We start from the raw sequence: 21,207 nt of genomic DNA on the forward strand, positions 1-21,207 counted from the left end.
GCATGAGCGAGTTGGACCGCAGGAGGTTTCTGCTCTCCTCGGCGGTCACCGCACCCGTGCTCGGAGTGGGCGGGGCCTCGAGCGCCGCCGCCGAGCGAAGGCGCGCTCCGGACGGGCGAGTGCGCACCGGCGCCGACGTGCTGGCCGCCGAGGGGTGGCGCAGGCTGCGCGGAACCCCGGTCGGAGTGATCGCGAACCCCACCTCCGCGCTCTCGGAGCCCCGAGCCGGACTTCCGCACATCGTCGACGACATGCACTCCGCAGCGGGGGTCACCACGGCCGCGGTGTTCGGCCCCGAGCACGGGTTCAGGGGAACCGCGCAGGCCGGGGGCTCCGAGGGCGACCACACCGACCCGCGCACCGGGATCCCGGTCTACGACACCTACGGTGCCGACGTCGGCGGACTGGCCGGAATGCTGCGCGACTCCGGGGTGCGGCACCTGGTCTTCGACATAGCCGACGTGGGAGCGCGGTTCTACACCTACATCTGGACCATGTACACGGCGATGCGGGCCGCCGTGCGCACCGAGGTCCCCTTCACCGTGCTGGACAGGCCGAACCCGCTCGGCGGCTCCGCGCTCGGCCCGGTGCTGGATCCGGGGTTCGCCTCCGGGGTCGGCGAACTTCCCGTCGCCCAGCAGCACGGCATGACCGTCGGGGAGCTGGCGCGCATGTTCGACGCGGAGTTCCTGCCGCGGGACGAGAACGCGCGCCTGCCGCGACTGGAAGTGGTCCGGGCACGCGGCTGGTCGCGGGAGCTGGGCTTCGCCGACACGGGGCTGCCCTGGATCGCCCCCAGTCCCAACATGCCCACTCCGGACACCGCTGCGGTCTATCCGGGCACGGGGATGTTCGAGGGAACGGTTCTCTCGGAGGGCAGAGGCACTACCCGCCCCTTCGAGACGATCGGGGCCCCGGGGATCGACTGGCGGTGGGCCGAGCAGCTCAACTCCGCGGGACTCGCCGGGGTGTTCTTCAACGAGACCTACTTCGTGCCGACCTTCTCCAAGCACGAGGGCTCCACGTGCGGTGGGGTGCGGCTCCACCGCACCGGCAGCGGGGACTTCGACGCGATCCGCACGGCAGTGGCCATGATCGTGCACGCCAAACGGCTTTACCCGGACGTGTTCGGCTGGCGCGCGGACAACTGGATAGACCGGCTCACCGGCTCGGACCGGCTGCGGAGGATGGTCGACCGGGGCGCGGACACCGCCGAGGTCGTGGGGGCCTGGCGTGCCGAGCTCGACGAGTTCCGCCGCGCGCGGGAGCCGTACCTGCTGTACCGCTGAAACGGGACGGGCGAAACCGAGATCCGGCGAGGTGGAGATGCGCAAGCCGATGTTGGCGACGGTGCTGGTTTCGATGTTGACCGCGACCACCTGCGCGGCCTCCTCCACCACCGGTGCGGAAGGAAGGTTCGACCTGCCGAAGGAGGGCTTCGCCCCGGTCGACACCCGGTTGCGCGACTCGTCCCCGCGGGAGGCCGGGCTGGCCCCGTGGCCGCTCGTCGAGGCCAACCGCAAGATCGCCGACTGGACCGAGGAGGTTCCCGGACGACAGCGCCCGATGTACGGCGGGGCCGTGAGCCTGGTGGCGCACAACGGCCGGGTGGTCAGCCACGAGGCCGCAGGCTACGAGCTGCGCTACTCCGACGCCGCGGGAACCGAACTTCCCCCCGAGGAGCGCGAGCGGGCCGAGACCTCGACCATCTTCGACATCGCCTCGATGACCAAGCTGTTCACCTCGATCGCCGTTCTCCAGCAGGTCGAGCGGGGACGGGTGGAGCTGGAGGAGCCCGCGGCGCGGTACCTGCCCGAGTTCGGCAACCACGGCAAGTCCGGGATAACCGTGCGCCAGCTGCTGACCCACACCTCGGGGCTGCAGTCCGTGGTGCGCCTGTGGGAGCTGCCCGCCGCGGAACGCATCCCCCACGTGATGAACCTGGAGCCGGTGAACGAGCCGGGCAGCAGCTACAACTACTCGGACCCGAACATGATCGTGCTCGGTGAGCTGGTCGAGCGGGTGTCCGGCAAGTCGCTGGATCGGGTGGTGCGGGAGCGGATAACGGAGCCGCTGGGCATGCGGGACACCGGCTACCTCCCCCCGCGTTCCGAAGTGGACCGGATCGCGGCCACGGAGTACCAGCGGCAGCCCTCGCGCGGGATGCTGCGCGGCAGGGTGCACGACGAGAACGCGTGGTCGCTCGGAGGCGTGGCCGGGCACGCGGGGATCTTCTCCACCGCGCGGGACCTGGCCGTGCTCGGGCAGGCCGTCCTGAACGGAGGCAGCTACGGGGGCGCGCGGATACTGCGGGAGCGCAGCGTCGAGCTGATGCTGACCGACTACAACGGCGAGTTCCCCGAGCACTCCCACGGCCTGGGGTTCGAGCTGCAGCAGCGCTGGTACATGGCCGGGTTGACCGGGCCACGCACGGCGGGGCACACCGGCTACACGGGGACCTCGATCGTGCTCGACCCGGCCTCGCGCTCGATGGCCGTGCTGCTCACCAATCGGGTGCATCCCTCGCGGGAGTGGGGATCGAACAATCCGGCCCGCGTCGAGCTGGCCGAGGGACTGGCCCGTTCGATGTCCGTGGAACCACGTCACGGGCCGACCGCCTGGTTCACCGGCGGCGGCAGCACGGAAGACGAGGCCACGCTCACCACCGAGCGGGTGCGGGCCACCGGGCGAGTGCGGGTGTCCTTCGACGCCTTCGTGGACACCCAGCGCGACACTGACGGGGCCGACCCGCTCCGGCTCGAGTACAGCCGGGACGGCGGGGAGAGCTGGCGGTCCGTCCCGCTGCACGTGCGCGGCCGCGGGGCCCCGCGCGGCCCGGTCACCGAGCTGGCCGGTTCCGGGCACCGCTCCTGGTGGAGGGTGCGCGGCACGGTCCCCGGTGGCGAGTCGGACTCGCTGCTGGTGCGCTGGCGCTTCTCCCCGGACGAGCGCTACGTGGGACGGGGCGTGTACCTGGACGGGATCAAGCTCTCCTCCGGAGGGGAGACGCTGTTCGACGGGGAAGCGGACCCGAGCGGTCTCACCGGTTCGGGTTTCCTGGTCGCCCAGCGCTGACCGGTGGGCCCGTCTCGACCGAAGGGAGGCTCACCGGCGCGCCCTCCCGCTGTCCCGCGACCGGGTGTCCCGATGACGAATAGCGACCCACCGGCGATTTCGTTGCGGCTTCGGTCGACTACCTCGGGTAATCTCGGGGTCGATTCCAGGCGTTGGCACAACGGAAGGGAGAACACCGTGTCCGTGGTTCCGCAGGATCTCGAGGACATCCTGAACAAGCGTTCGTTCGCCCACATCGCCACGACCGGTCCGAAGGGGGAACCGCAGTCGAGCCCGGTGTGGATCGACTGGGACGGCCAGTACGTCAAGTTCAGCCAGACCACCACCCGCCAGAAGTACCGCAACCTGCAGCGGGAACCGCGGGTGGCTCTTTCCGCGCTGGACCCCGAACAGCCCTACCGCTACATCGAGATCCGCGGAAAGGTCACCCGGGTGGAGGACGACCCGGACAACACCTTCATCAACAAGCTGGCGAAGAAGTACATGGACGCCGACGAGTACCCGTACCACCAGCCGGGCGATCACCGGGTCATCCTCTACATCGAGCCGGAGCACTCCACGCGGATGTGAGGGCCGTCCCGCACGATCCTCCCGCGCGGAGAACGTCGGGCGGAGGCGCCGAATACGATCGCCGCACGGACCCGGACCTCGACGCGGTCGTCGCGCACGAGATCGCACTGCTGGATCCGGCCGTGCGCGGCGATCCCGCCGCAGTGCGGAGATTGCTGCACGAGGACTTCTCCGAGATCGGGGCCTCGGGACGGTGGTGGGCCCCGACCACGGTCACCGAAGCCACCTCGGCCACGGCCGAGGGGCTCACCGCCGACGACTTCCGACCGGCACGACTGCCCCCGGACGTGGTCCTGCTGACCTGCACCGCTCGCCGGAACGACGAGACCACCCCGCGCAGCTCGGTGTGGGTACGCACCAGCGCGGGGTGGCGCCTGCGCCACCACCAGGGAACACCCCGCTGAGCGCGAACCGCCGAAAACCGGTTGGCCGCACTGCTACTCTGCACGGTGTGTTCGCACATCACCTGAGCTGCTTCTACATCAGGCCCCGCCGCTGACGGCGGCGGGCTGATCCCTTCTTCTCTCGGCTCCGCCGCCTTTCGGAGCAATCGCCGGTCCGGCCCTCTCCTCGGCCGACCGGCTCCGAAACGTCTTCAGCGGAGTTTCTCCATGTCCAAGCGACGTTCTCGCTCGTACACTGCTGCCGCCGCGCACCAGGGCGGCCCGCACGAACTGGGTCAGAACTTCCTCGTCGACGAGGCGACGATCGACACCATCACGCGGCTGACCGAGTCGGCACCGGATCCGATAGTGGAGCTGTGTCCCGGCGGTGGAGCGGTCACCGTTCCGCTCGGCGAGTCGGGAAGGCCGATAACCGCCGTGGAGCTGGATCCACGGCACGCGGGCCGACTCGAACAGCGCACACCGGACAACGTGCGCGTCGTTCGGGAGGACGTCCTGCGCTTCCGGTTTCCCCGGCACCCCCACACGCTGGTGGGAAACCTGCCGTTCCACCTGACCACTCCCATACTGCGGCGGGTCCTCGCCGCGGAGCACTGGCGAACGGCCGTGCTGCTGGTCCAGTGGGAGGTCGCGCGTCGCCGCGCCGGTGTCGGCGGTGCCAGCATGCTCACCGCCAGCTGGTGGCCGTGGTACGAGTTCGAGCTACACTCCCGCGTCCCCGCGCGGTCCTTCCGCCCGGTCCCCTCCGTGGACGCCGGTCTGATCACGGTGCACCGCCGCCCGCGTGCGCTGGTGACCGAGCGGGAGGCGTACCAGCGCTTCGTCAAGCGGGTGTTCACCGGCCCCGGGCGCGGGCTGCTGCGGATTCTGGTGCGCACCGGTCTGCTGAACGGAGCCGGTGCCGCGCATCGGCTGCGTGACCTGGGGATACCGCCCGACGCGCTGCCGAAGGACCTGACGGCCGAGCAGTGGGCGCAGTTGTGGCGGCTGTGCTCGGGGCCCGCGCGGAAAAGCCGCGGGCCCCGCGACCGAACCCCCTGATCGGGGCGAACGTGGCTCGCCGGGGTGGGCGTTCCCGCCCCGGCGACGCCGCCGGCGCTCCGGAGGGGCGGAGCGGCGTTTGACCGCCCAACAGTGATGTTAGTAACTTTCCCACATGGGCACACTCGACGAAGCGGGTTCCGAGTCCGGCGAGCACAGCCCACTCGTGCGGATCCGCTCCCTGCTGCCCGGGCTGGCACGCGCCGAGCAACGTGTGGCGCGGATCGTACTCGCCGACCCGTCCTCGATCGCCCACCGCAGCATCACCGAGGTGGCCGAAGCGGCCGAGACCAGCGAGACCACGGTCACCCGATTCTGCAAGGCCGTCGGGGTGACCGGATATCCCGAGCTGCGGATAGCGCTCGCTGCGGACACGGCGCGCACCACCAGCCGGGACCGGGACCTGGGCAGCGACATCTCCGAGGAGGACGACCTCACCCAGATCGTCGACAAGATCGGCTACGCGGACGCGCGAGCGGTCGAGGAGACCACGGGACAGCTCGACACGAACGCCCTGGCCCCGCTGATCGACGCCGTGTCCGGAGCCGGGCGCATCGACGTCTACGGCGTCGGCGCCAGCGGATTCGTCGCCCTCGACCTGCAGCAGAAGCTGCACCGCATAGGCCTGACGTGTTTCGCGTGGCCCGACACGCACAACGCGCTCACCTCGGCCGCGCTGCTGCGCGAGGGGGACGTGGCCATCGGGGTCTCGCACACGGGAGCCACCACGGAAACGGTCGAGATCCTGCGGGAGGCCCGCACCCGCGGGGCGACCACGGCCGCCATCACCAACTTCGAGCGCTCCCCCGTCACCGAGACGGCCGACCTGGTGCTCACGACGGCGGCCAGGGAGACCACCTACCGGTCGGGGGCGATGGCCAGCAGGATCGCCCAGCTCACCGTGATCGACTGCCTGTTCGTCGGGGTGGCCCAGCGTCACCTGGAGGACGCCAGGCAAGCCCTGCAGGCCACTTCCAGAGCGGTCGGCGGGCACCGCCTGCAGGTGCGTCCCGACAGGCGCAGACAACGGGAGGAACACCGGTGAACCACCACGAGGCGCGACGCTCCTCCGCCGGTGGGCGGGGCTCCGCGGCGGACGCAGCTGCGGAACGCTCCCCGACCGAGCTCGTGAACCCGCGAACCACCGACATGGACCGGCTGGGCACGCTGGAGCTGCTGCACCGGCTCAACTCCGAGGACCGCTCCGTACCGGAGGCCGTGGGCGAAGCGCTTCCCGAGCTCGCGCACGCGGTGGACCTGGCCGTGGACGCGCTGCGTGCCGGTGGTCGGGTGCACTACGTCGGGGCGGGCACCTCGGGACGGCTCGCCGTGCTGGACGCGGCCGAGCTGGTACCGACCTACAACGTCCCTCCGGAGTGGTTCGTGGTGCACCTGGCCGGTGGCAGCTCGGCCGTGTGGAGCTCCGTGGAGAACGCCGAGGACGACTCCGCGGCCGGAGCCGACTCCGTTGAGCGGACGGCCACGGGGTCCGACGTCGTGATCGGCCTGGCCGCCTCCGGGAGCACCCCCTACGTGCTGGGGGCGCTGGAGGCCGCGCACGGTTTGGGGGCCTCGACGGTCCTGATCTCGTCCAACCCGAATCGCTCCCGCCTGCAGGCCGTCGACGTGGCCGTCACCGTGGACACCGGAGCGGAACCGCTCACGGGTTCCACGCGGATGAAGGCGGGCACCGCGCAGAAACTGGTGCTGACGTCCTTCTCCACCGCCGTGATGGTCCGGCTGGGGCGTACCTACTCCAACCTGATGGTCAGCGTGGTGGCCACGAACGCGAAGCTGCGCACGCGCACCGTGCGGATCCTGCAGGAGGCGACCGGGGCCGCGTGGCCGGAGTGCGAGTCGGCGCTGCACGAGGCGGACGGCGACCTCAAGACGGCCCTGGTGCACCTGCTCGGCGGGGTGGAGGTGACCGAGGCGGCCGCCGCCCTGAACCGTTCGGACGGGCACGTGCGGCAGGCCCTGCGCGCGCTGGGCTCGTGAGGACCGAGCGCGGGACCTCGCTTCAGCCCGCGGTTCCCTCCGAGCGGACGGGCAGCTCGTAGGTCCTGCGCACGCTGGTCCCCAGCTCGCCGATGTCGGCTCCGTAGACGTGCAGCGAGATCGCGGTGTCCCGCCCGCAGTTGCGGACGAGGTGGATGTCTCCGGGAGGGGCGAAGCCGCAGGCCTGCCCCTGGTGGTTGGTCACGAGCGCCCCCGGGACCAGGTGAGGACCGTCCTCGGGCGACTCCCGCAGCTCGTAGTGCTGCTCGCTTTCCGCGCCCTGGTAGACACCGGTGACGCACCAGGCGACGTGGTCGTGGATCGGTGTCTGCTGACCGGGCAACCAGACCAGCGCCACGATGGAGAAGCTCGCGTCCGGTTCCACGTGCAGCACGTGCTGCAGGTACCGCTCCGGATCTCCCCTGCGCTGGTCCTCGCTGAGCAGCCCGGGAACTCCGAGGAACGGGCGCAGCGCCTGCCTGACCAGTTCGGCGGTGTGCGCCTGGCTGTGCCCGGGGCGCACGCAGTCGCGAATCGCGTCGGCCAGCTCGGCCAGGCCCTGATTCCGATGTCCGGTCCGCATGGTGGTCATACTCGAACCATGCCCAGCGGTCCGTGGTCCCGTCGACCACCGGATTCTTGGGTGGGGGCCAACTCCGACTTATAGCCGCACGATGCGCGGGCGCTTCCGGTCCTGCCGGAGCGCAATTTTGCCTATAACTGGGAGTTGTCCCCGAGGCTCATCTCCGTGCCCACCTCGCCGAAGATCTCCAGCATCGAAGCGGTGGCCGGGATCCGGTGCTGCTCCCGCAGCGCGTAGGCGGTCACGCGCCGGTGCTCGAGCCCGGCGACCCGCCTGCCCACCACGTTCGGGTGACGCAGGAAGGACAGCACCAGCGCGGGCATCACTGCTATTCCCACCCCCGCCGCGACCAGCCCCTGCACCGCGAGGTTGTCATCGGTGGTGAAGGCGATGTCCGGTTCGAATCCGGCCGCTGAGCACGCCCGGGTGAAGTGCTCCCTGCACCGGGGGCAGCCCGCGATCCAGCGCTGTCCCGCCAGCTCGGCCAGTTCGACCGACTCGCGCTCGGCGAGTTCGTGCCCGGTGGGCAGCACCGCGACCAGCGGATCGTCCAGCACTGCCTTGCCCACGATCTCCTCACCGCGCGGTTCCGCGGTGTCCGGGTAGCTGAACGCCAGGGCCACGTCGCAGTCGCCCCGGCGGAGGGCCTCCAGGGAATCGGGAGGCTCGGCCTCGCTGAGGCTGATGCGCAGGTCCGGGTGTCGCTCGGTGGCCCGGGCCACCGCCCGGGGGACCAGGGTCGCGCTCGCACTGGGGAAGGCGCAGAGCCGGATGTTGCCGCTGCGGAGCTCGCGCACCGCGGCGATCTTGTTGCCCGCCGCGGTCAGGTCACCGACGACCGACTCGGCGTGCGCCGCGAGGATCCGGCCCGCCTCGGTGAGCTCCAGCCCGCCTCCGGCGCGGAGGAACAGCGGAGTGTCCAGGCTCCGCTCCAGCGCCCGCATCTGCTGACTGACGGCGGGCTGGCTGTAACCGAGGCTGCGCGCCGCAGCCGTGTAGGACCCGTTGCGCACGACGGCGTGGAACACGCCGATATAGCGGGGATCTACCATCCTCGCAGGATACGAGCCGGTTCACCCGGAAGGCATCCACCGGAGGCGGGCCGGGACGCGCTCCCGGCGCCGGACGCTCCGGTGGACGATCCGCGCGGGAAGCGCTCAGGCCACCCCCACTGCGCGGCGCGCGAAGTGGATCTCGGTGGCGACCTGGCTCAGGGTCTCCGCGATCACGAGGGAACCGTGCCCCGCGTCGTAGCGGTAGAACTCGAACGGGTGCGCGCGCTGCTGCAGGCGGTCCAGGTAGTTCAGCACCTGCTGTATCGGGCACCGCGGATCGTTGTCCCCGGCCAGGACCAGCACGGGAGCACGCACCTCGTCCACGTAGGTGATCGGCGAGCAGTCCCGGTAGACCTGGGGAACCTCCTCGGGGGAGCCGCCGAACAGCGCCCGGTCGTAGGCCCGGAGGGGTTCCATCTCGTCCGCGAAGGCGGAGACGTAATCGGCCACCGGAACCCCGGCCACACCACCGGCCCAACGGTCCGGCTGGGTGCCCAGGGCCAGCAGCGCCAGGTACCCGCCCCAGGACGCGCCGGAGACCACGCTGAGCTCCGGAGTGGTCAGCCCGTCCTTGACGGCCCAGTCCTGCACCCGGGCGACGTCCTCCAGCTCGGTGAGCCCGGGCCTGCCCTCGATGGAGTCGCGCCAGGCCGATCCGTACCCGGTCGAACCGCGGTAGTTGACCTCGACCACGGCGAAGCCCGCCTCCAGCCACGCCGCGCGGTAGGACGAGAAACGGTCCTCATCGGCGGCGTGCGGACCACCGTGCAGGTTGAACACCGCGGGCATCGGCCCCTCGCCCGCGTCCTCCGGACGTGCGACCAGGGCGTGCACGGTGTCGTTGGGCCCGTGGGGAATCTCCACGAACACGTCCTCGACGGGCCTCGACTCCGGAGCGCGTTCACCTCCCGGAGTGAGCAGCACGCTGTCGGTGCCCTCCGCGGAGAGCACCCGCACGCGACCGGGGACCGCGGCCGAGGACCAGGTGTACTCCACCGAGAAGTCCGGGCGGACGGAAGCTCCGCCCACGGTCCCCTGCGAGGTGGGCAGCGGCGTGAGCGTGCCGTCGGCGAGGTCGTAGCGGTGGAGCGTCGTGCGCGCCTGGTGGGTGTGCGCGATCAGCAGCGCCGAGCCGTCCGGGTACCAGTCGGCGGAGACCTCGCCCGGCAGACCGAGATCGAGCTCGGTCTCGGTGTCCGTGGCCACGTCCCAGACGAGCAGTTCCTCGCGTCCGCGCCGCTCGTGCGAGACCAGCAACCGGGTGTCCCCGGTGACCGGGGCGAAGTCCAGGGCGGCCAGTCCCAGCCCCGAACCGTCCCACTTCTCGGCGAGCCTGGACCCGTCCGCCGTGCGCAGGACCCGCAGAGCGGGGTGACGGCTGTCGCCGTGCTCGGAGTGGGACAGCACCAGCAGGCTCTCGTCCCAGGACAACGTCGCCAGACCGCCGTCCTGTTCGTGCTGGTACACCACTCGCGGGGTCTCGCCGTCGCGGGAGACCCACACGGTCACCCCGTCGTCGGTGGACATCCCCAGCGCGATCACCCGCGAGCCGAGCTCCAGCCCCGCGGGGTAGCCGGCGTGCGTGGTGGGCAGCGGGTTCTCGGCACCTGCCGCTTCCCGCTCGTCGAACGGTTCGCTCTTCCAGGTGCCGAACTCGTCGCCGTCGGTGTCGTCGAACCACCAGACGCGGGTGCCGTCGGCCGAGAGCGTGCCGTGGAAGGTGCCGTTCGACCGGTCGGTGACCTGACGGTGCGTGTCCGCGGAGCGGTCCCAGGCGTAGAGCTCCCAGGTGCCGCTCACGTTCGACACGTACAGACTCCGCCAGGGTGCGTCCCTGGCCCAGTCCGGCAGCGACACGCGCGGAGCGCTGAATCGGGCGCGCCAGCGCGCCTCCTTGTCCGGATCGTCGAACAGTTTTTCCGGAATGTTGGCGCCTGGATACGTGCTCACCTCACCGATCCTGCCCGATCGGGGCAACGGGATGGGCACTGGGTAGGCGTTGTCGCTCGACCAGGCGAGGGAATGCAATCCGGTCGGTTGATTGTCCCGAGCAGCTCCCCGGGAGATGATCGAAGGGCTGGTGCTCACCCGGGCGTACCGAGCGGATACCCGCCGTCGTCGTACCCACCCGGCGGGGCAGAGCGAGAGCACGAGGGGGCCGCAACGCTCGCGGATTCCGCACCGCGAACACACGTGGAGTGACAATGATCTACGGGATCGACGTTTCGCATCACCAGGGACCGTTCGACATGCACCGCGCTCGGGCCGAGTCGTTCGAGTTCGTGTTCATCAAGGCCACCGAAGGGGACGGCTTCGTCGACCCGCGGTTCCGGGACAACCTGGCGGCCGCACGGTCGGCCGGCCTGCTGACCGCCGCCTACCACTACCAGCGCGAAGGAAGCACCGCCGCGGCGCAGGCCGATCACATCGCCGCGACCGTGCCCACCGACGTTCCCGTCATCCTCGACGTCGAGGACGGCGGTGGTGGGACCCGGCTCACCCGGGCGCTGACCGAGGAGCTGCACGGACGCGGTTTCCGAACCCCGCTGCTCTACCTGCCGGAGTGGTACTGGCAGCAGCTCGGAAACCCCGACCTGTCCGGATTCCCGCCCCTGTGGAAGTCCCGGTACCCCGACAACCGCGGCGGCTACGCCAGCGAGATCTACCAGCGCGTCCCCGAGCACTTCTGGAACGGATACGGCGGCAACCAGGTCGCCGTTCTGCAATTCACCAGTTCGGCGACGGTCGCGGGGCAGAACCCCGTCGATGCCAACGCCTACCTGGGAACCCGTCAGGACGTGGAAAACCTGCTCGCCTCGGAGGGAGAGGACATGCGCGACGACGAACGGAACGCCCTGTTCGACATACTGCAACAACTCACGGCCAGCCGCACGCCCGGAGAGTTCACGGGGTGGCCGTCTTATGTGGACCAATCAAAGCGCTTCACCCTCGTGGATTTCACGCGCTGGATCGACAAGCACGCCTTCGAGCTCCACCAGCAGTTCGCCCAGGGCAAGAACACGGCCGAGCTCGCGGCGGGCGGAGACGGCCAGCAGGCGGAGAACGAGCAGGCGCTCCGCTCCGTGATCGCCGAAGCGGTGAACTCGGTGCTGGACGCGGAAGATCCCCGCCGGGAGGAGGTCGTCGACGCGGTCACGGCCCGTCTCACCTCCGCGGCACCGCCGCACAAGGCCGAGCAAAGCAGCGAGGGCTCCGAGAGCTAGCGCTCCCGCGGGACAGGCGAGCAGCCCCCCACTCGCGCATAGCACCCGTCGCGTATCACACCCGGCACAGCCGAGCGAGCTGCAACCGAGCGAACCGCCGGCCACACGAAACGAAAAAATCCGGTTACCGAATGCCCTGGCACTCGGTAACCGGATCACTCAACGTCGGGGTGGCGGGATTTGAACCCACGACCTCCTCGACCCGAACGAGGCGCGCTCCCAAACTGCGCTACACCCCGGCTCGTCCCATCGGGACTCACCCTCGGCCTTCGACGGAGCCGCCGCCGACCGACAACTCACAGTCTATCTGATCCCCACACGGTCCTCGACGGGGGCCCCTTCCAAGCCCGGAACCACCTCCGAACCGCCGCCTTCCGAGCGCGGAACGAGCGTCAGCAGCGAAGCCTCCGGCGGGCAGGCGAACCGGACGGGAGCGTACGGAGAAGTCCCCAGACCAGCCGAAACGTGCAACCGCATGTGCGCTCCCCAGCTGGAAGGTCCCTTGGCCCGCGCGCGGTCCAGCTCACAGTTGGTCACGATCGCCCCGAAACCGGGCAGGCAGAGCTGACCACCGTGGGTGTGCCCGGCTAGCACCAGGTCGTATCCGTCACCGTCGAACGAGTCCAGCACCCGCGGCTCCGGGGAGTGCGTGACTCCCAGCCCCAGCTGGACGTCCTCCGCGGGGCTGCCCTCGATCTCCGAGTAGCGGTCCCGCTTGAGGTGCGGATCGTCCAGACCCGCCGCGTGCACGCGCACCCCGCCCACGTTCAAGTGGCTGCGCCGGTGCGTCAGATCCACCCAACCGCGCTCGGTCATGGCCGCACGCAGATCCCGCCACGGCAGCGGGTTGCCCCGGATGCGCTTCTTCTTCCCCGAGGGCAGCAGGTAGCGGGCCGGATTCTTGGGTTTCGGCGCGTAGTAGTCGTTGCTGCCGAAGACGAACACGCCGGGACGGTCCAACAACGGCCCCAGGGCGCGCAGCACCCCCGGGACCGCCTGCGGGTGGGCCAGGTTGTCACCGGTGTTGACCACCAAGTCCGGTTCGAGCTCGTCCAGGCCGGCCACCCAGCGCTGCTTGGACAGCTGGTTCGGCGTCATGTGCAGATCGGAGACGTGCAGCACGCGAAGTCTGGGGCTTCCCTCCGCGAGCACCGGCAACGTGGCCTTCCGCAGGGTCCAGTGCCTGCGTTCGATCCCCGCCGCGTAACCGAGCGTGGAGGCGCCCAGCGCCCCCGTGGCAAGCAGAATCCGACCGAGCGTGTTCACACCGTCCACCCTACGGCGCTTTTCCCCGCCCCGTGCGACGGCCTGCGGAGGCCGCTGCGCACTACTGTGCCGAACTGCGGGGCGGCGCGGGACAATCGTGGGCATGTCCGAGTTGAAGGAACGCCTGCGAAGCGATCTGACCGCGGCGATCAAACAGCGGGAAACCACGCGTACCGGGGTGCTGCGAATGGCCCTCTCGGCCATCGGAGCAGAGGAGGTGTCGGGCAAGGAGTCCCGGGAGCTCTCCGACGAGGAAGTCAGGGCGGTGCTGTCCAAGGAGGTCAAGAAGCGCGACGAGTCCGCCGCGGCGTTCGACTCGGCCGAACGCCCCGACCAGGCCGCGTCCGAACGTGCCGAGGGCGAGATCCTGCGGGAGTACCTCCCCGCTCAGCTCGACGACGAGGAGCTGGCCCGCATCGCCGGAGAAGCCGTCTCGGAGGTCGCCGAGGAGATCGGAGACACTCCGGGCCCGAAGCAGATGGGCCAGGTCATGAAGACCGCGAACGCGAAGGTCGCCGGCCGCGCCGAGGGCGGCCGGGTCGCTGCCGCGGTCAAGGCCGAGCTCGGCATCTGACGGCACCGGACGGCAGCTGACGGACGGTCCCGGCTCGTTCCGCGTGGCGGAGCGGGTGGCGCCCCACGGTCCCGTGGGCGGGTGACCCGTCCCTCGGACAGCGGTGCTTCCACGGGAGAAGCACGTCCGGAGGGCGGGCTCACCGTTCGGCGCGGTTCGATCGCCAGTAGGCCAACGCGTACAGCCGGGAACGCCCCAGTCCGAGCTCCGTTTCGCAGAACCGCCGGACGCGGTGCACGACATCGGCCTCGGCGCCCACCCACACGTGAGGGTTCGGCCCCAGGTCCGCCCTGCTCACCGCGTCCGGAAGCGACTCGGTGCCGTCCGCGGAAGCGGTGTCGCGGAACAACCAGGCCCAGTCCCCCGGCGCCGCCGCGGGGACGTACGCGCGCTCGGCGGAGTCGGCCACCTCGACGAACACCTTGACCGGGATCGTGCCGGGCAGCTCCTCCAGGATCGCGGTGATCGCGGGCAGGGCGCTCTCGTCGCCGACGAGCACCAGCGGATCCGCCTCGGGGGCGGGGTAGTAGGAGGGACTGGGGCCCACCGTGACCACCCGGTCCCCGGCCCGGACGTTCGCCGCCCAGCTCGCCCCCGGTGCCTCGTGCTCGTGCAGTACGAGATCGACGGCGAGTTCACGGCGCCGGGCGTCGAACCAGCGAACGGTGTAAGTGCGTTGCTTGGGCTGCTGCTCTCGGGGAGCGGCGAACACCTCTTCCCTGCTGTCCCCCAAGGGGGTGGGCATCCCGGGACGAGGCAGGCACAGCTTGATGCGCTGGTCGGTGCCGCTGCTGACGAAGTCCGCGAGCTCCTCGCCTCCGAGAACCACGCGCACCACTCTCGGCGTGAGCCGCTCGACCTCCCTGACCTCCAGCTGCCTGTAACGGGACCGCACCGGCGTCTTCCCTGGTTGTGTACTCGTCACGGCGAACCAGTGTAGAACCGTCGAGCCCACGCGCACCCCGAGCGACGACGCGAAGTCCCGTTCGACGGCACCAGCTCACCGCCCCTTTTCCGGAGCGGGCGGTGCGGGGCTGCGTGCGTGGTGTGGGGCAGCGCCGCGGAAGTCCGTTTCGGCCCCCCCACACCGACCGGGGCGACGAAACCCCGCCGGGGAGCGGGAGGTCAGCCTCCCCCGGAACCGCTGCCCCCCTCGTTGTTCTCACCTCGCCCGGCCTCGGCCTCGGGTCGTCGGGTCTCGGTGCGCGGTGGCGGGACATAGCCGGTACTCACCGAGAGGTTGATCGGCTTCCCCCCGGAGACCACACCGCGCGGGGACTGACCGATCACCGTCCCCTGGGGCTCCCTGCTGTCGACCTCGCGGCGTTTCACCTCGTAGCCGGCATCGCGCAGCTTCTTCGCCGCCTTCTCGACCTTCATCTCCACGACTTCGGGAACCTGCTTGCCCGAGCCACCGCTGCGGTAGCGGTCGGTGGTGGTCGGCAACTGTTCGACGGGCAGCCCCTCGTGGGCGCTCTTCATCGCTCTCATCCAGGTCTTGGCCGGGATCGTGCCGCCGTAGATGTTGCCGTCCCCGCAGACCGAGGGGGTTCCTCCCAGACAGATCCCCGCCCCCGACCAGGACGGAGGACGATCGATGAACGTCAGCGCCGCCCCCGCGAACTGCGGTGTCGCCCCGATGAACGCCGCGGAGGCGAACGTCTCGGTGGTTCCCGTCTTGGCCGCCGTGGGGCGGTCCCAACCCGTCGAGCTCGCCGCTCTGGCCGCCGTGCCGGAAACGGTGTCGTCCGACATCCCCTGGGCCATCGCGTCGGCCAGCTCCCGGTCGACTGCCTGCTCGCAGGGCGGTTCGGTGATGGAGACGGGGTTACCGTTCCGATCGGTGATCTCCTTGATCGGTGTCGGCGGACACCACTTCCCCCCGCTCATGATCGTGGCGGAGACGTTGGACAGCTCGAGCGGACTGGTGGGGCTGAAACCGAGGGTGAACGCCCCGATCTTGCGTTGCTTGATCTCCTCGGCCTGGGTGCGGTCACGCGCTCGCTCGGAGGCCATCGGCACCCCGGCCAGATCGTGGTTCTTGAGCGTGCGACGCATACCCAGCCGCGCGGCCATGTCGACGGTGTTGTTCAGCCCCGCGCGTTCCTCGAGGATCACGAAGGCCGTGTTCGGGGAGGTGGACAACGCCTCCTTGATCGAGCGCGGTCCCGCTCCGACCCCTTCGGCGTTTCCGACCGTGTAGGGGTTGGTCCCGTTGCTGAACTTGGCCGAGGTGTAGGAGGAGGGTGCCGGGATCACGTCGTTTATCCCCATCCCGTTCTCCAGAGCGGCCGCGGCCGTGAACGTCTTGTACACCGACCCAGCCCCCTTCTGGACCATCGTGGTGGGCAACGCGTAGGCGCTCTCCCCCTCCTGCTTGTCGAACCCGAAGTCGCGGTTGGCCACCAGCGCCCGGACGCGGTGCTTGTTCTGCCCCGGCTCCACCACGGACAGCGCGTTCGCGATCCGCTTGCTGTCCTTGGGCACCCCCTGCTCAGCGGAGTCCTTCGCCGCCGCCGTTATCCGCTGGTCCAGCGTGGTGCGTATCGTGTAACCGCCGCGACGCACCTGGTCGAGGGAGAACCCGGCGCGCTGCAGGTAGTTCTCGACGTACTTGCAGAAGAAGCCGTTCTCGGCTCCCGCCCCCACGCAACCGTTGGGCAACTTCTCCAGCGGCTTCTCGATCCCGAGCGGGGCCTGCTTCGCCTCGCGGGCTCTCTCCGCCGAGATCCGGTTCTGCTTGGCCATGGCGTCGATGACCAGGTCGCGCCGGTACTTGGCCTCCTCTGGCTGCGTGGCCGGGTTCAGGGATCCCGGTCGGTTGACCACTCCGGCGAGCAGCGCCGCCTGCGGAACGGTGAGCTGGTCCGGGGTGGTGTCGAAGTAGGCCTGCGAAGCAGCGGCGACTCCGTAGATCCGGTTGCCGTAGGGGACCACGTTCAGGTAGCGCGTGAGGATCTCGTCCTTGCTCAGCCGTTTCTCCAGCTGCAGGGCGATGCGGATCTCGCGCAGCTTGCGCGCCACGGTCTGCTCGCTGGCCTCGGCCTGCTCGACCGGCTCCCCGGCCGCGTCCACGTGCACCAGGTAGTTCTTCACGTACTGCTGGGTGATCGTCGAAGCGCCCTGGGTGATCTCGCCCGCCATCTGGTTGCTGACGAAGGCGCGCATCGTTCCCGGCCAGTCCACGCCCTCGTGCTCGTAGTAGCGTTGGTCCTCGATCGCGACCATGGCCGCCTTCATCGTGTTCGCGATCTGGTCGGAGCTCGCGGGCGTGCGGTACTGCTCGTAGAGGTGAGCGATCGGGTTGCCCGCCCGGTCCGTGATGGTGCTCACCAGGGGTGGTTGCTCGGTGAGCAGCTCCGTCGAGATCCTGTTCACCGCGTCGCTGGCACGGTTCGAGACCACTCCCAGTGACCCCACGGCGGGGAACAACATGCCGGCGACCAGGACGCCGGCCAGCACACAGAGACCGAACAGCTTGAGCACGCCGTTGCGAATCCGCACAGCACTCACGGTAGGACGTGTGCGGGGAAGTCACTCGCTGTCGCGGTCAATAACGCCCGATGTGATGAGTGCGTAAGAAAAATCCCACGAAAGTCGGTTGGCCTTGGAACCGAGATCTCCTAGTGTGCGTCCACGTCTAGCGACGAGATGTCGTAGCGGGCCGTGGGCGCGCTGCGACAGCCGGTGCCGGGGGCCCGGAGATCGCACGGTCGCCGACGATCCAGTGAGGAGCTGGGGGCTTGATGCTCGAACAGGGGGACTGGCGGGTTAACGCGGCATGCCGCGACAAAAACCCGGACCAGCTTTTCGTACGGGGCGCGGAGCAGCGCAAGGCGCGCACGATCTGCTTCGGATGCCCCGTCCGCACCGAGTGCCTCGCCGAGGCACTGGACAAGAAAATCGAATTCGGAGTCTGGGGTGGGATGACCGAACGCGAACGCCGGGCGCTGCTGCGCAGGCGCCCGGACGTGCGCAATTGGCGTGAGCTGCTGGAAGCCGCTCGCGAGGACTACACCAGGAGTGACGCCTACCAACTGGGCTGACCCGTCTCCATCGGAGGCCCGTCTCCGTCGGAGGGTCGGCGGGTCTTCTCGCGTGGCCGGTTCCGGTCGATCGGGACGAGGAAGGCGACCGCGCCGCTCGTCCGACGACCGGACCGACCGAGCAGCACCGCCCGACCGGCTCGGCCGTGGAAGCGTTGCCGCGAGGACCGGCTCAGCCGGCCAACCTCTCCCCGATCTCGGTGAGTCCGGCCAGGTCGTGCACGTCGTGCGGCATGGCCGGAACACCGACGAGTTCCACCTCAGGGTGCGCCCGGGTGAACCTGGCCAACAGCCTCTTCTCCCGCTCGGCCACGGCGACCCTGTCCGCGTGCAGCCGGAGCACCGAGGCGGCCAGCGGTGAGCTCCCCGCCGACTCGAGCTCCTCCGCCGCGGAGAGGGCACGAGCGGCGGGCAGATCGGCCAGCACCGGATGCGTGCGGTTGGCCACCAGACCGGCCAGTGGCATGGAGTCCGTCGAGAGCCGTTCGACGAAGTAGGAGGCCTCGCGCAACGCGTCCGGCTCGGGCGAGGCCACCACGAGAAACCTGGTTCCCGGGGAGCGCAACAGCCGGTAGGTGTGGGCCGCGCGTTCCCGGAAACCGCCGAAGGTCGAGTCGAAGGCCTGCACGAAAGCCGCCGCGTCGGCAAGCAACTGGTGTCCCACGACCGTCGAGACGGCCTTGGAGAACACGCCGAATCCCGCGCCGACTATTCTGCGGATCCCCTTTCCGCCCGCCCGGGCCGGGCTGGCCAGCATCCTGATCAGCTTCCCGTCCAGGATCGTGGAGAGCCGTTGGGGCGCGTCCAGGAAGTCCAGCGCGGATCTGCTCGGCGGCGTGTCCACCACGATCAGGTCCCACTCCTGCTCGGCGGTCAGCTGACCGAGCTTCTCCATGGCCATGTACTCCTGCGTTCCGGAGAACGAAGTGGACACGGTCTGGTAGAAGGGGTTGTCCAGGATCTGCCTGGCCCGCTCGCGCCCGGCGTGCGCCAGGACCATGTCGTCGAAGGTCCTGCGCATGTCGAGCATCATGGCGTGCAGCTCCCCCGGGACCTCGGGGCTCAGCTCCACGCGCCGCGGGCGGTTGTCCAACTCGGCCGTCCCCAGCGCCTGGGCCAGCCTGCGGGCCGGGTCTATCGTGAGCACCACGACCTTGCGCCCGCGCGCGGCCGCCCTGATCCCGAGAGCCGCGGCCGTCGTGGTCTTGCCGACCCCTCCCGAGCCGCAGCACACCACTATCCCGGTTTCCGGGTCGTCGACGAGCGCGTCGATGTCGAGCTTTTCGGGACCGGTCCGCTCGTTCATCCGTTTCCTCCGACACCGCGGGCGACGAGTTCCTCGGCCAACTCGTACAGCGCGGCCACATCGATCCCGTCCACGTACTCGGCCAGCTCGAGCGCGGGCAGACCGGTGCCGTGGAGCTGTTCCCGTGCCGCGAGTTCCGCGCTCGCCCTGGTCGCGTGCTCGACCGTCTCGGCGACCAGTCCGTCGAGCACTTCGTCGTCCCAGTCCAGTCCGGCCGACTCCAGCCCGCCTCTGATCCGGTTCGCGTCCACCCTGCCATCGGCCGCGGCCGATACCGAGCGGGTAGCCAGTCGGGCGGGCCGGGACCGGTTGAGCAGCACGGCCCCCGGCCGCAGGTCGGCCGCGGCCAGCTCGTCCACCGTCTCCAGGGTCTCGCGGACCGGCAGCTGCTCCGGCAGAGTCACCAGATGCACCACGGTGTCCGCGGAGTGCAGCAGCGCTACCACGTCCTCGCTCTGACCGTGGATCGGCCCCATCCGGGCCAGATCGGCCATCGCACGGGTGACGTCCAGGAACTTGACGATCCTGCCGGTCGGGGGAGCGTCGACCACCACCGCGTCGTAGCTGTACCTCCCGTTGGAGTCGGTGCGCCGCACGCACTCCTTGAGCTTTCCCGTGAACAGGACGTCGCGCAGCCCGGGGGCCAGTGTCGTCGCGAACTCGATGGCCCCCATCTTGCGCAGGGTGCGACCGGCGAAGCCGAGGCTGTAGTACATGGCGAGGTACTCGAGCAGGGCCGCCTCCGCCTCGATCGCCAGCGCCTTCACCTCGCCCCCGCCGGGGGCCGCGGCCAACCTGCGTTCCGAGTACTCCAGCGGCGGGGTGTCGAACAGCTGCGCCAACCCCTGCCTGCCCTCCACCTCGACCAGCAGCACCCTGCGCCCTCCGGTGGCGAGCGCCAGCGCGAGCGAGGCCGCCGCGGTCGTCTTGCCCGCGCCGCCCTTCCCGCTGACGAAGTGCAGCCTGGCCTGGTCCAGTTGGCGGTCCCATTCAGAACTCACGCGATCAGCCTAGGCCCGCCCGGGGGGCCGTGTCCGCCCGCGGCGGCAAAACACCACTCGGTCGGTTCCGCGGAGCACCGGTTCGCCGGGAGTGCTCCTCGCTTCCCCGCTTCGTGCTCCGACGCGGCCACCCACGCGAGTCACCAGGAGCTGACCTCGGTTAGTAGGGTGGCGCCATGACCAAGTGGGAGTACTCGACAGTGCCGCTGCTCAGTCACGCGACCAAGCAGATACTCGACCAGTGGGGCGAGGACGGTTGGGAGCTCGTCGCCGTGCTGCCCGGCCCGACCGGTGAGCAGATGGTCGCCTACATGAAGCGCGCCAAGGAATGACCGCCAACCCGCACGGCGGGTCCGCTCGGCGTGCGGGTTTCCCGTCGTAGTTTTTTCGCGGGCTTTCCGGGTCGCGCCGAAAAGTCCCGTCCCCCGCCCCGGCGGGGCACCTCGCACCGCGGAGTACCGCGCGGAGACGCCCCCTCGGGGAGGAGATTGGGTTGTCGAATGCGCAAGTGGACACGGCGACTGGCCGAGATCGGGGTGGAGCTGCCCGAGGTGGCCCGTCCCGTCGCCTCCTACGCCCCTGCCGTGCGCAACGGGAATCACGTGTACACGGCGGGCCAGCTCCCGATCGTGGGTGGCGAGCTGGTCACGACGGGCAAGCTCGGCGCCGAGGTGGACCAGGATGCGGGGCAACGACTCGCGCGCACCTGCACGCTGAACGCTCTCGCGGCCGTGCACGGTCTCGTGGGGTTGGACTCGCTGGCCGGCGTGGTCAAGGTCGTCGGTTTCGTCGCCTCGGCCGAGGGGTTCAACGCGCAGCCCGCGGTGCTCAACGGAGCCTCGGAGCTGCTCGGCGAGATCTTCGGTGACGCGGGCACCCACGCCCGCTCCGCCGTGGGGGTGGCGGAACTCCCCCTCGGCGCACCGGTGGAAGTCGAACTGATCGCGGAAATCGACACCACCGCGTGAACCACGGGCGGCTGTGGCCACACGAAGGGGTGGGGAACCGCTTCCACACGGCGCACGGCCTCCCGTACTACCGGCCCGCTGAATACGCTGACGGGG

At 70.1% G+C, this 21,207-nt stretch carries 20 protein-coding genes and 1 tRNA gene; 12 read left to right on the forward strand and 9 right to left on the reverse strand.

All coding sequences use genetic code 11. The features are described 5' to 3' along the window. The first annotated feature begins 2 nt into the window (after nucleotides 1-2). The 7 genes from G9Q41_RS19255 to murQ all read left to right on the forward strand — a co-directional run bounded on the left by G9Q41_RS19255 (nucleotide 3) and on the right by murQ (nucleotide 7,088). Entirely contained in the window at nucleotides 3-1,289 is a 1,287-nt protein-coding gene (locus tag G9Q41_RS19255; protein WP_165633709.1) for a DUF1343 domain-containing protein, read from the forward strand. 37 nt (nucleotides 1,290-1,326) lie between these two features. Continuing rightward, nucleotides 1,327-3,075 carry a serine hydrolase domain-containing protein gene (locus G9Q41_RS19260; RefSeq protein ID WP_165633710.1) on the forward strand — a complete coding sequence of 583 codons (1,749 nt, stop codon included), beginning with the start codon at nucleotides 1,327-1,329 and terminating at the stop codon, nucleotides 3,073-3,075. Nucleotides 3,076-3,252: 177 nt separating this feature from the next. Then, entirely contained in the window at nucleotides 3,253-3,645 is a 393-nt protein-coding gene (locus tag G9Q41_RS19265) for a PPOX class F420-dependent oxidoreductase (protein ID WP_092524660.1), read from the forward strand. Beyond that, complete coding sequence (locus tag G9Q41_RS19270) at nucleotides 3,642-4,049, forward strand: DUF4440 domain-containing protein (RefSeq protein WP_092524662.1); 408 nt, start codon at nucleotides 3,642-3,644, stop codon at nucleotides 4,047-4,049. The genes G9Q41_RS19265 and G9Q41_RS19270 overlap by 4 nt, the downstream gene beginning before the upstream one ends. Before the next feature lie 207 nt (nucleotides 4,050-4,256). Next, a complete protein-coding gene (erm, locus tag G9Q41_RS19275) occupies nucleotides 4,257-5,090 on the forward strand; it encodes a 23S ribosomal RNA methyltransferase Erm (RefSeq protein WP_165633711.1) in 834 nt (277 codons plus the stop codon). Between the two features lie 115 nt (nucleotides 5,091-5,205). After that, nucleotides 5,206-6,135 carry a MurR/RpiR family transcriptional regulator gene (locus tag G9Q41_RS19280; protein WP_092524666.1) on the forward strand — a complete coding sequence of 310 codons (930 nt, stop codon included), beginning with the start codon at nucleotides 5,206-5,208 and terminating at the stop codon, nucleotides 6,133-6,135. Further along, the gene (murQ, locus tag G9Q41_RS19285) at nucleotides 6,132-7,088 is read left to right on the forward strand and encodes an N-acetylmuramic acid 6-phosphate etherase (protein ID WP_165633712.1); all 957 of its coding nucleotides are present in this window, start codon (nucleotides 6,132-6,134) and stop codon (nucleotides 7,086-7,088) included. Before G9Q41_RS19280 ends, murQ begins: the two co-directional genes overlap by 4 nt. Nucleotides 7,089-7,110: 22 nt before the next feature. Here murQ and G9Q41_RS19290 read toward each other — a convergent pair whose 3' ends face one another. The 3 genes from G9Q41_RS19290 to G9Q41_RS19300 all read right to left on the reverse strand — a co-directional run bounded on the left by G9Q41_RS19290 (nucleotide 7,111) and on the right by G9Q41_RS19300 (nucleotide 10,676). Beyond that, entirely contained in the window at nucleotides 7,111-7,671 is a 561-nt protein-coding gene (locus G9Q41_RS19290) for a cysteine dioxygenase family protein (RefSeq protein ID WP_165633756.1), read from the reverse strand. Nucleotides 7,672-7,802: 131 nt separating this feature from the next. Continuing rightward, nucleotides 7,803-8,723 carry a LysR family transcriptional regulator gene (locus G9Q41_RS19295; protein ID WP_092524670.1) on the reverse strand — a complete coding sequence of 307 codons (921 nt, stop codon included), beginning with the start codon at nucleotides 8,721-8,723 and terminating at the stop codon, nucleotides 7,803-7,805. Nucleotides 8,724-8,828: 105 nt separating this feature from the next. Beyond that, complete coding sequence (locus tag G9Q41_RS19300) at nucleotides 8,829-10,676, reverse strand: prolyl oligopeptidase family serine peptidase (protein ID WP_165633713.1); 1,848 nt, start codon at nucleotides 10,674-10,676, stop codon at nucleotides 8,829-8,831. Between the two features lie 254 nt (nucleotides 10,677-10,930). Here G9Q41_RS19300 and G9Q41_RS19305 point away from each other — a divergent pair, with 254 nt between their 5' ends. After that, the gene (locus tag G9Q41_RS19305; protein ID WP_165633714.1) at nucleotides 10,931-11,950 is read left to right on the forward strand and encodes a glycoside hydrolase family 25 protein; all 1,020 of its coding nucleotides are present in this window, start codon (nucleotides 10,931-10,933) and stop codon (nucleotides 11,948-11,950) included. A 165-nt stretch (nucleotides 11,951-12,115) separates the two neighbouring features. On the opposite strand, the gene G9Q41_RS19310 is transcribed toward G9Q41_RS19305, so the two are convergent. Together G9Q41_RS19310 and G9Q41_RS19315 are read right to left on the reverse strand one after the other, a co-directional pair. Then, nucleotides 12,116-12,189 (reverse strand) — tRNA-Pro (locus G9Q41_RS19310). Between the two features lie 64 nt (nucleotides 12,190-12,253). Next, entirely contained in the window at nucleotides 12,254-13,216 is a 963-nt protein-coding gene (locus G9Q41_RS19315) for a metallophosphoesterase (RefSeq protein WP_092527680.1), read from the reverse strand. Between the two features lie 103 nt (nucleotides 13,217-13,319). Between G9Q41_RS19315 and G9Q41_RS19320 the strand changes: the two genes are divergently transcribed. Beyond that, nucleotides 13,320-13,790, forward strand: a complete 471-nt coding sequence (locus G9Q41_RS19320; RefSeq protein WP_092524675.1) for a GatB/YqeY domain-containing protein — start codon at nucleotides 13,320-13,322, stop codon at nucleotides 13,788-13,790. Nucleotides 13,791-13,929: 139 nt separating this feature from the next. On the opposite strand, the gene G9Q41_RS19325 is transcribed toward G9Q41_RS19320, so the two are convergent. Both G9Q41_RS19325 and G9Q41_RS19330 read right to left on the reverse strand, forming a co-directional pair. Continuing rightward, on the reverse strand, nucleotides 13,930-14,685 hold the full coding sequence (locus G9Q41_RS19325) for a siderophore-interacting protein (protein WP_165633715.1): 756 nt from the start codon (nucleotides 14,683-14,685) through the stop codon (nucleotides 13,930-13,932). A gap of 230 nt (nucleotides 14,686-14,915) precedes the next feature. Further along, entirely contained in the window at nucleotides 14,916-17,294 is a 2,379-nt protein-coding gene (locus G9Q41_RS19330) for a penicillin-binding protein (protein WP_165633716.1), read from the reverse strand. Between the two features lie 242 nt (nucleotides 17,295-17,536). Here G9Q41_RS19330 and G9Q41_RS19335 point away from each other — a divergent pair, with 242 nt between their 5' ends. Beyond that, nucleotides 17,537-17,836 carry a WhiB family transcriptional regulator gene (locus G9Q41_RS19335; protein ID WP_165633717.1) on the forward strand — a complete coding sequence of 100 codons (300 nt, stop codon included), beginning with the start codon at nucleotides 17,537-17,539 and terminating at the stop codon, nucleotides 17,834-17,836. A gap of 172 nt (nucleotides 17,837-18,008) precedes the next feature. On the opposite strand, the gene G9Q41_RS19340 is transcribed toward G9Q41_RS19335, so the two are convergent. Then, entirely contained in the window at nucleotides 18,009-19,142 is a 1,134-nt protein-coding gene (locus tag G9Q41_RS19340; protein ID WP_165633718.1) for an ArsA family ATPase, read from the reverse strand. Next, nucleotides 19,139-20,143, reverse strand: coding sequence for an ArsA-related P-loop ATPase (locus tag G9Q41_RS19345; RefSeq protein ID WP_165633719.1), 1,005 nt, complete (start codon nucleotides 20,141-20,143; stop codon nucleotides 19,139-19,141). Before G9Q41_RS19345 ends, G9Q41_RS19340 begins: the two co-directional genes overlap by 4 nt. Nucleotides 20,144-20,319: 176 nt before the next feature. Between G9Q41_RS19345 and G9Q41_RS19350 the strand changes: the two genes are divergently transcribed. Both G9Q41_RS19350 and G9Q41_RS19355 read left to right on the forward strand, forming a co-directional pair. Then, nucleotides 20,320-20,475, forward strand: coding sequence for a DUF4177 domain-containing protein (locus G9Q41_RS19350; protein WP_092524685.1), 156 nt, complete (start codon nucleotides 20,320-20,322; stop codon nucleotides 20,473-20,475). A 168-nt stretch (nucleotides 20,476-20,643) separates the two neighbouring features. Then, nucleotides 20,644-21,111, forward strand: coding sequence for a RidA family protein (locus G9Q41_RS19355; RefSeq protein ID WP_165633720.1), 468 nt, complete (start codon nucleotides 20,644-20,646; stop codon nucleotides 21,109-21,111). Nucleotides 21,112-21,207 lie beyond the last annotated feature (96 nt).

The organism is Actinopolyspora sp. BKK2, assembly GCF_011291845.1.
Classification (GTDB): Bacteria; Actinomycetota; Actinomycetes; order Mycobacteriales; family Pseudonocardiaceae; genus Actinopolyspora; species Actinopolyspora saharensis.

Excerpts from the sequence above, each read along its gene's own strand:
- G9Q41_RS19255 (WP_165633709.1), top strand. The coding sequence starts at position 3 with ATGAGCGAGTTGGACCGCAGGAGGTTTCTGCTCTCCTCGGCGGTCACC.
- G9Q41_RS19260 (WP_165633710.1), top strand. The coding sequence starts at position 1,327 with ATGCGCAAGCCGATGTTGGCGACGGTGCTGGTTTCGATGTTGACCGCG.
- erm (WP_165633711.1), top strand. The coding sequence starts at position 4,257 with ATGTCCAAGCGACGTTCTCGCTCGTACACTGCTGCCGCCGCGCACCAG.
- G9Q41_RS19280 (WP_092524666.1), top strand. The coding sequence starts at position 5,206 with ATGGGCACACTCGACGAAGCGGGTTCCGAGTCCGGCGAGCACAGCCCA.
- G9Q41_RS19290 (WP_165633756.1), bottom strand. The coding sequence starts at position 7,671 with ATGCGGACCGGACATCGGAATCAGGGCCTGGCCGAGCTGGCCGACGCG.
- G9Q41_RS19295 (WP_092524670.1), bottom strand. The coding sequence starts at position 8,723 with ATGGTAGATCCCCGCTATATCGGCGTGTTCCACGCCGTCGTGCGCAAC.
- G9Q41_RS19305 (WP_165633714.1), top strand. The coding sequence starts at position 10,931 with ATGATCTACGGGATCGACGTTTCGCATCACCAGGGACCGTTCGACATG.
- G9Q41_RS19320 (WP_092524675.1), top strand. The coding sequence starts at position 13,320 with ATGTCCGAGTTGAAGGAACGCCTGCGAAGCGATCTGACCGCGGCGATC.
- G9Q41_RS19335 (WP_165633717.1), top strand. The coding sequence starts at position 17,537 with ATGCTCGAACAGGGGGACTGGCGGGTTAACGCGGCATGCCGCGACAAA.
- G9Q41_RS19340 (WP_165633718.1), bottom strand. The coding sequence starts at position 19,142 with ATGAACGAGCGGACCGGTCCCGAAAAGCTCGACATCGACGCGCTCGTC.
- G9Q41_RS19350 (WP_092524685.1), top strand. The coding sequence starts at position 20,320 with ATGACCAAGTGGGAGTACTCGACAGTGCCGCTGCTCAGTCACGCGACC.
- G9Q41_RS19355 (WP_165633720.1), top strand. The coding sequence starts at position 20,644 with ATGCGCAAGTGGACACGGCGACTGGCCGAGATCGGGGTGGAGCTGCCC.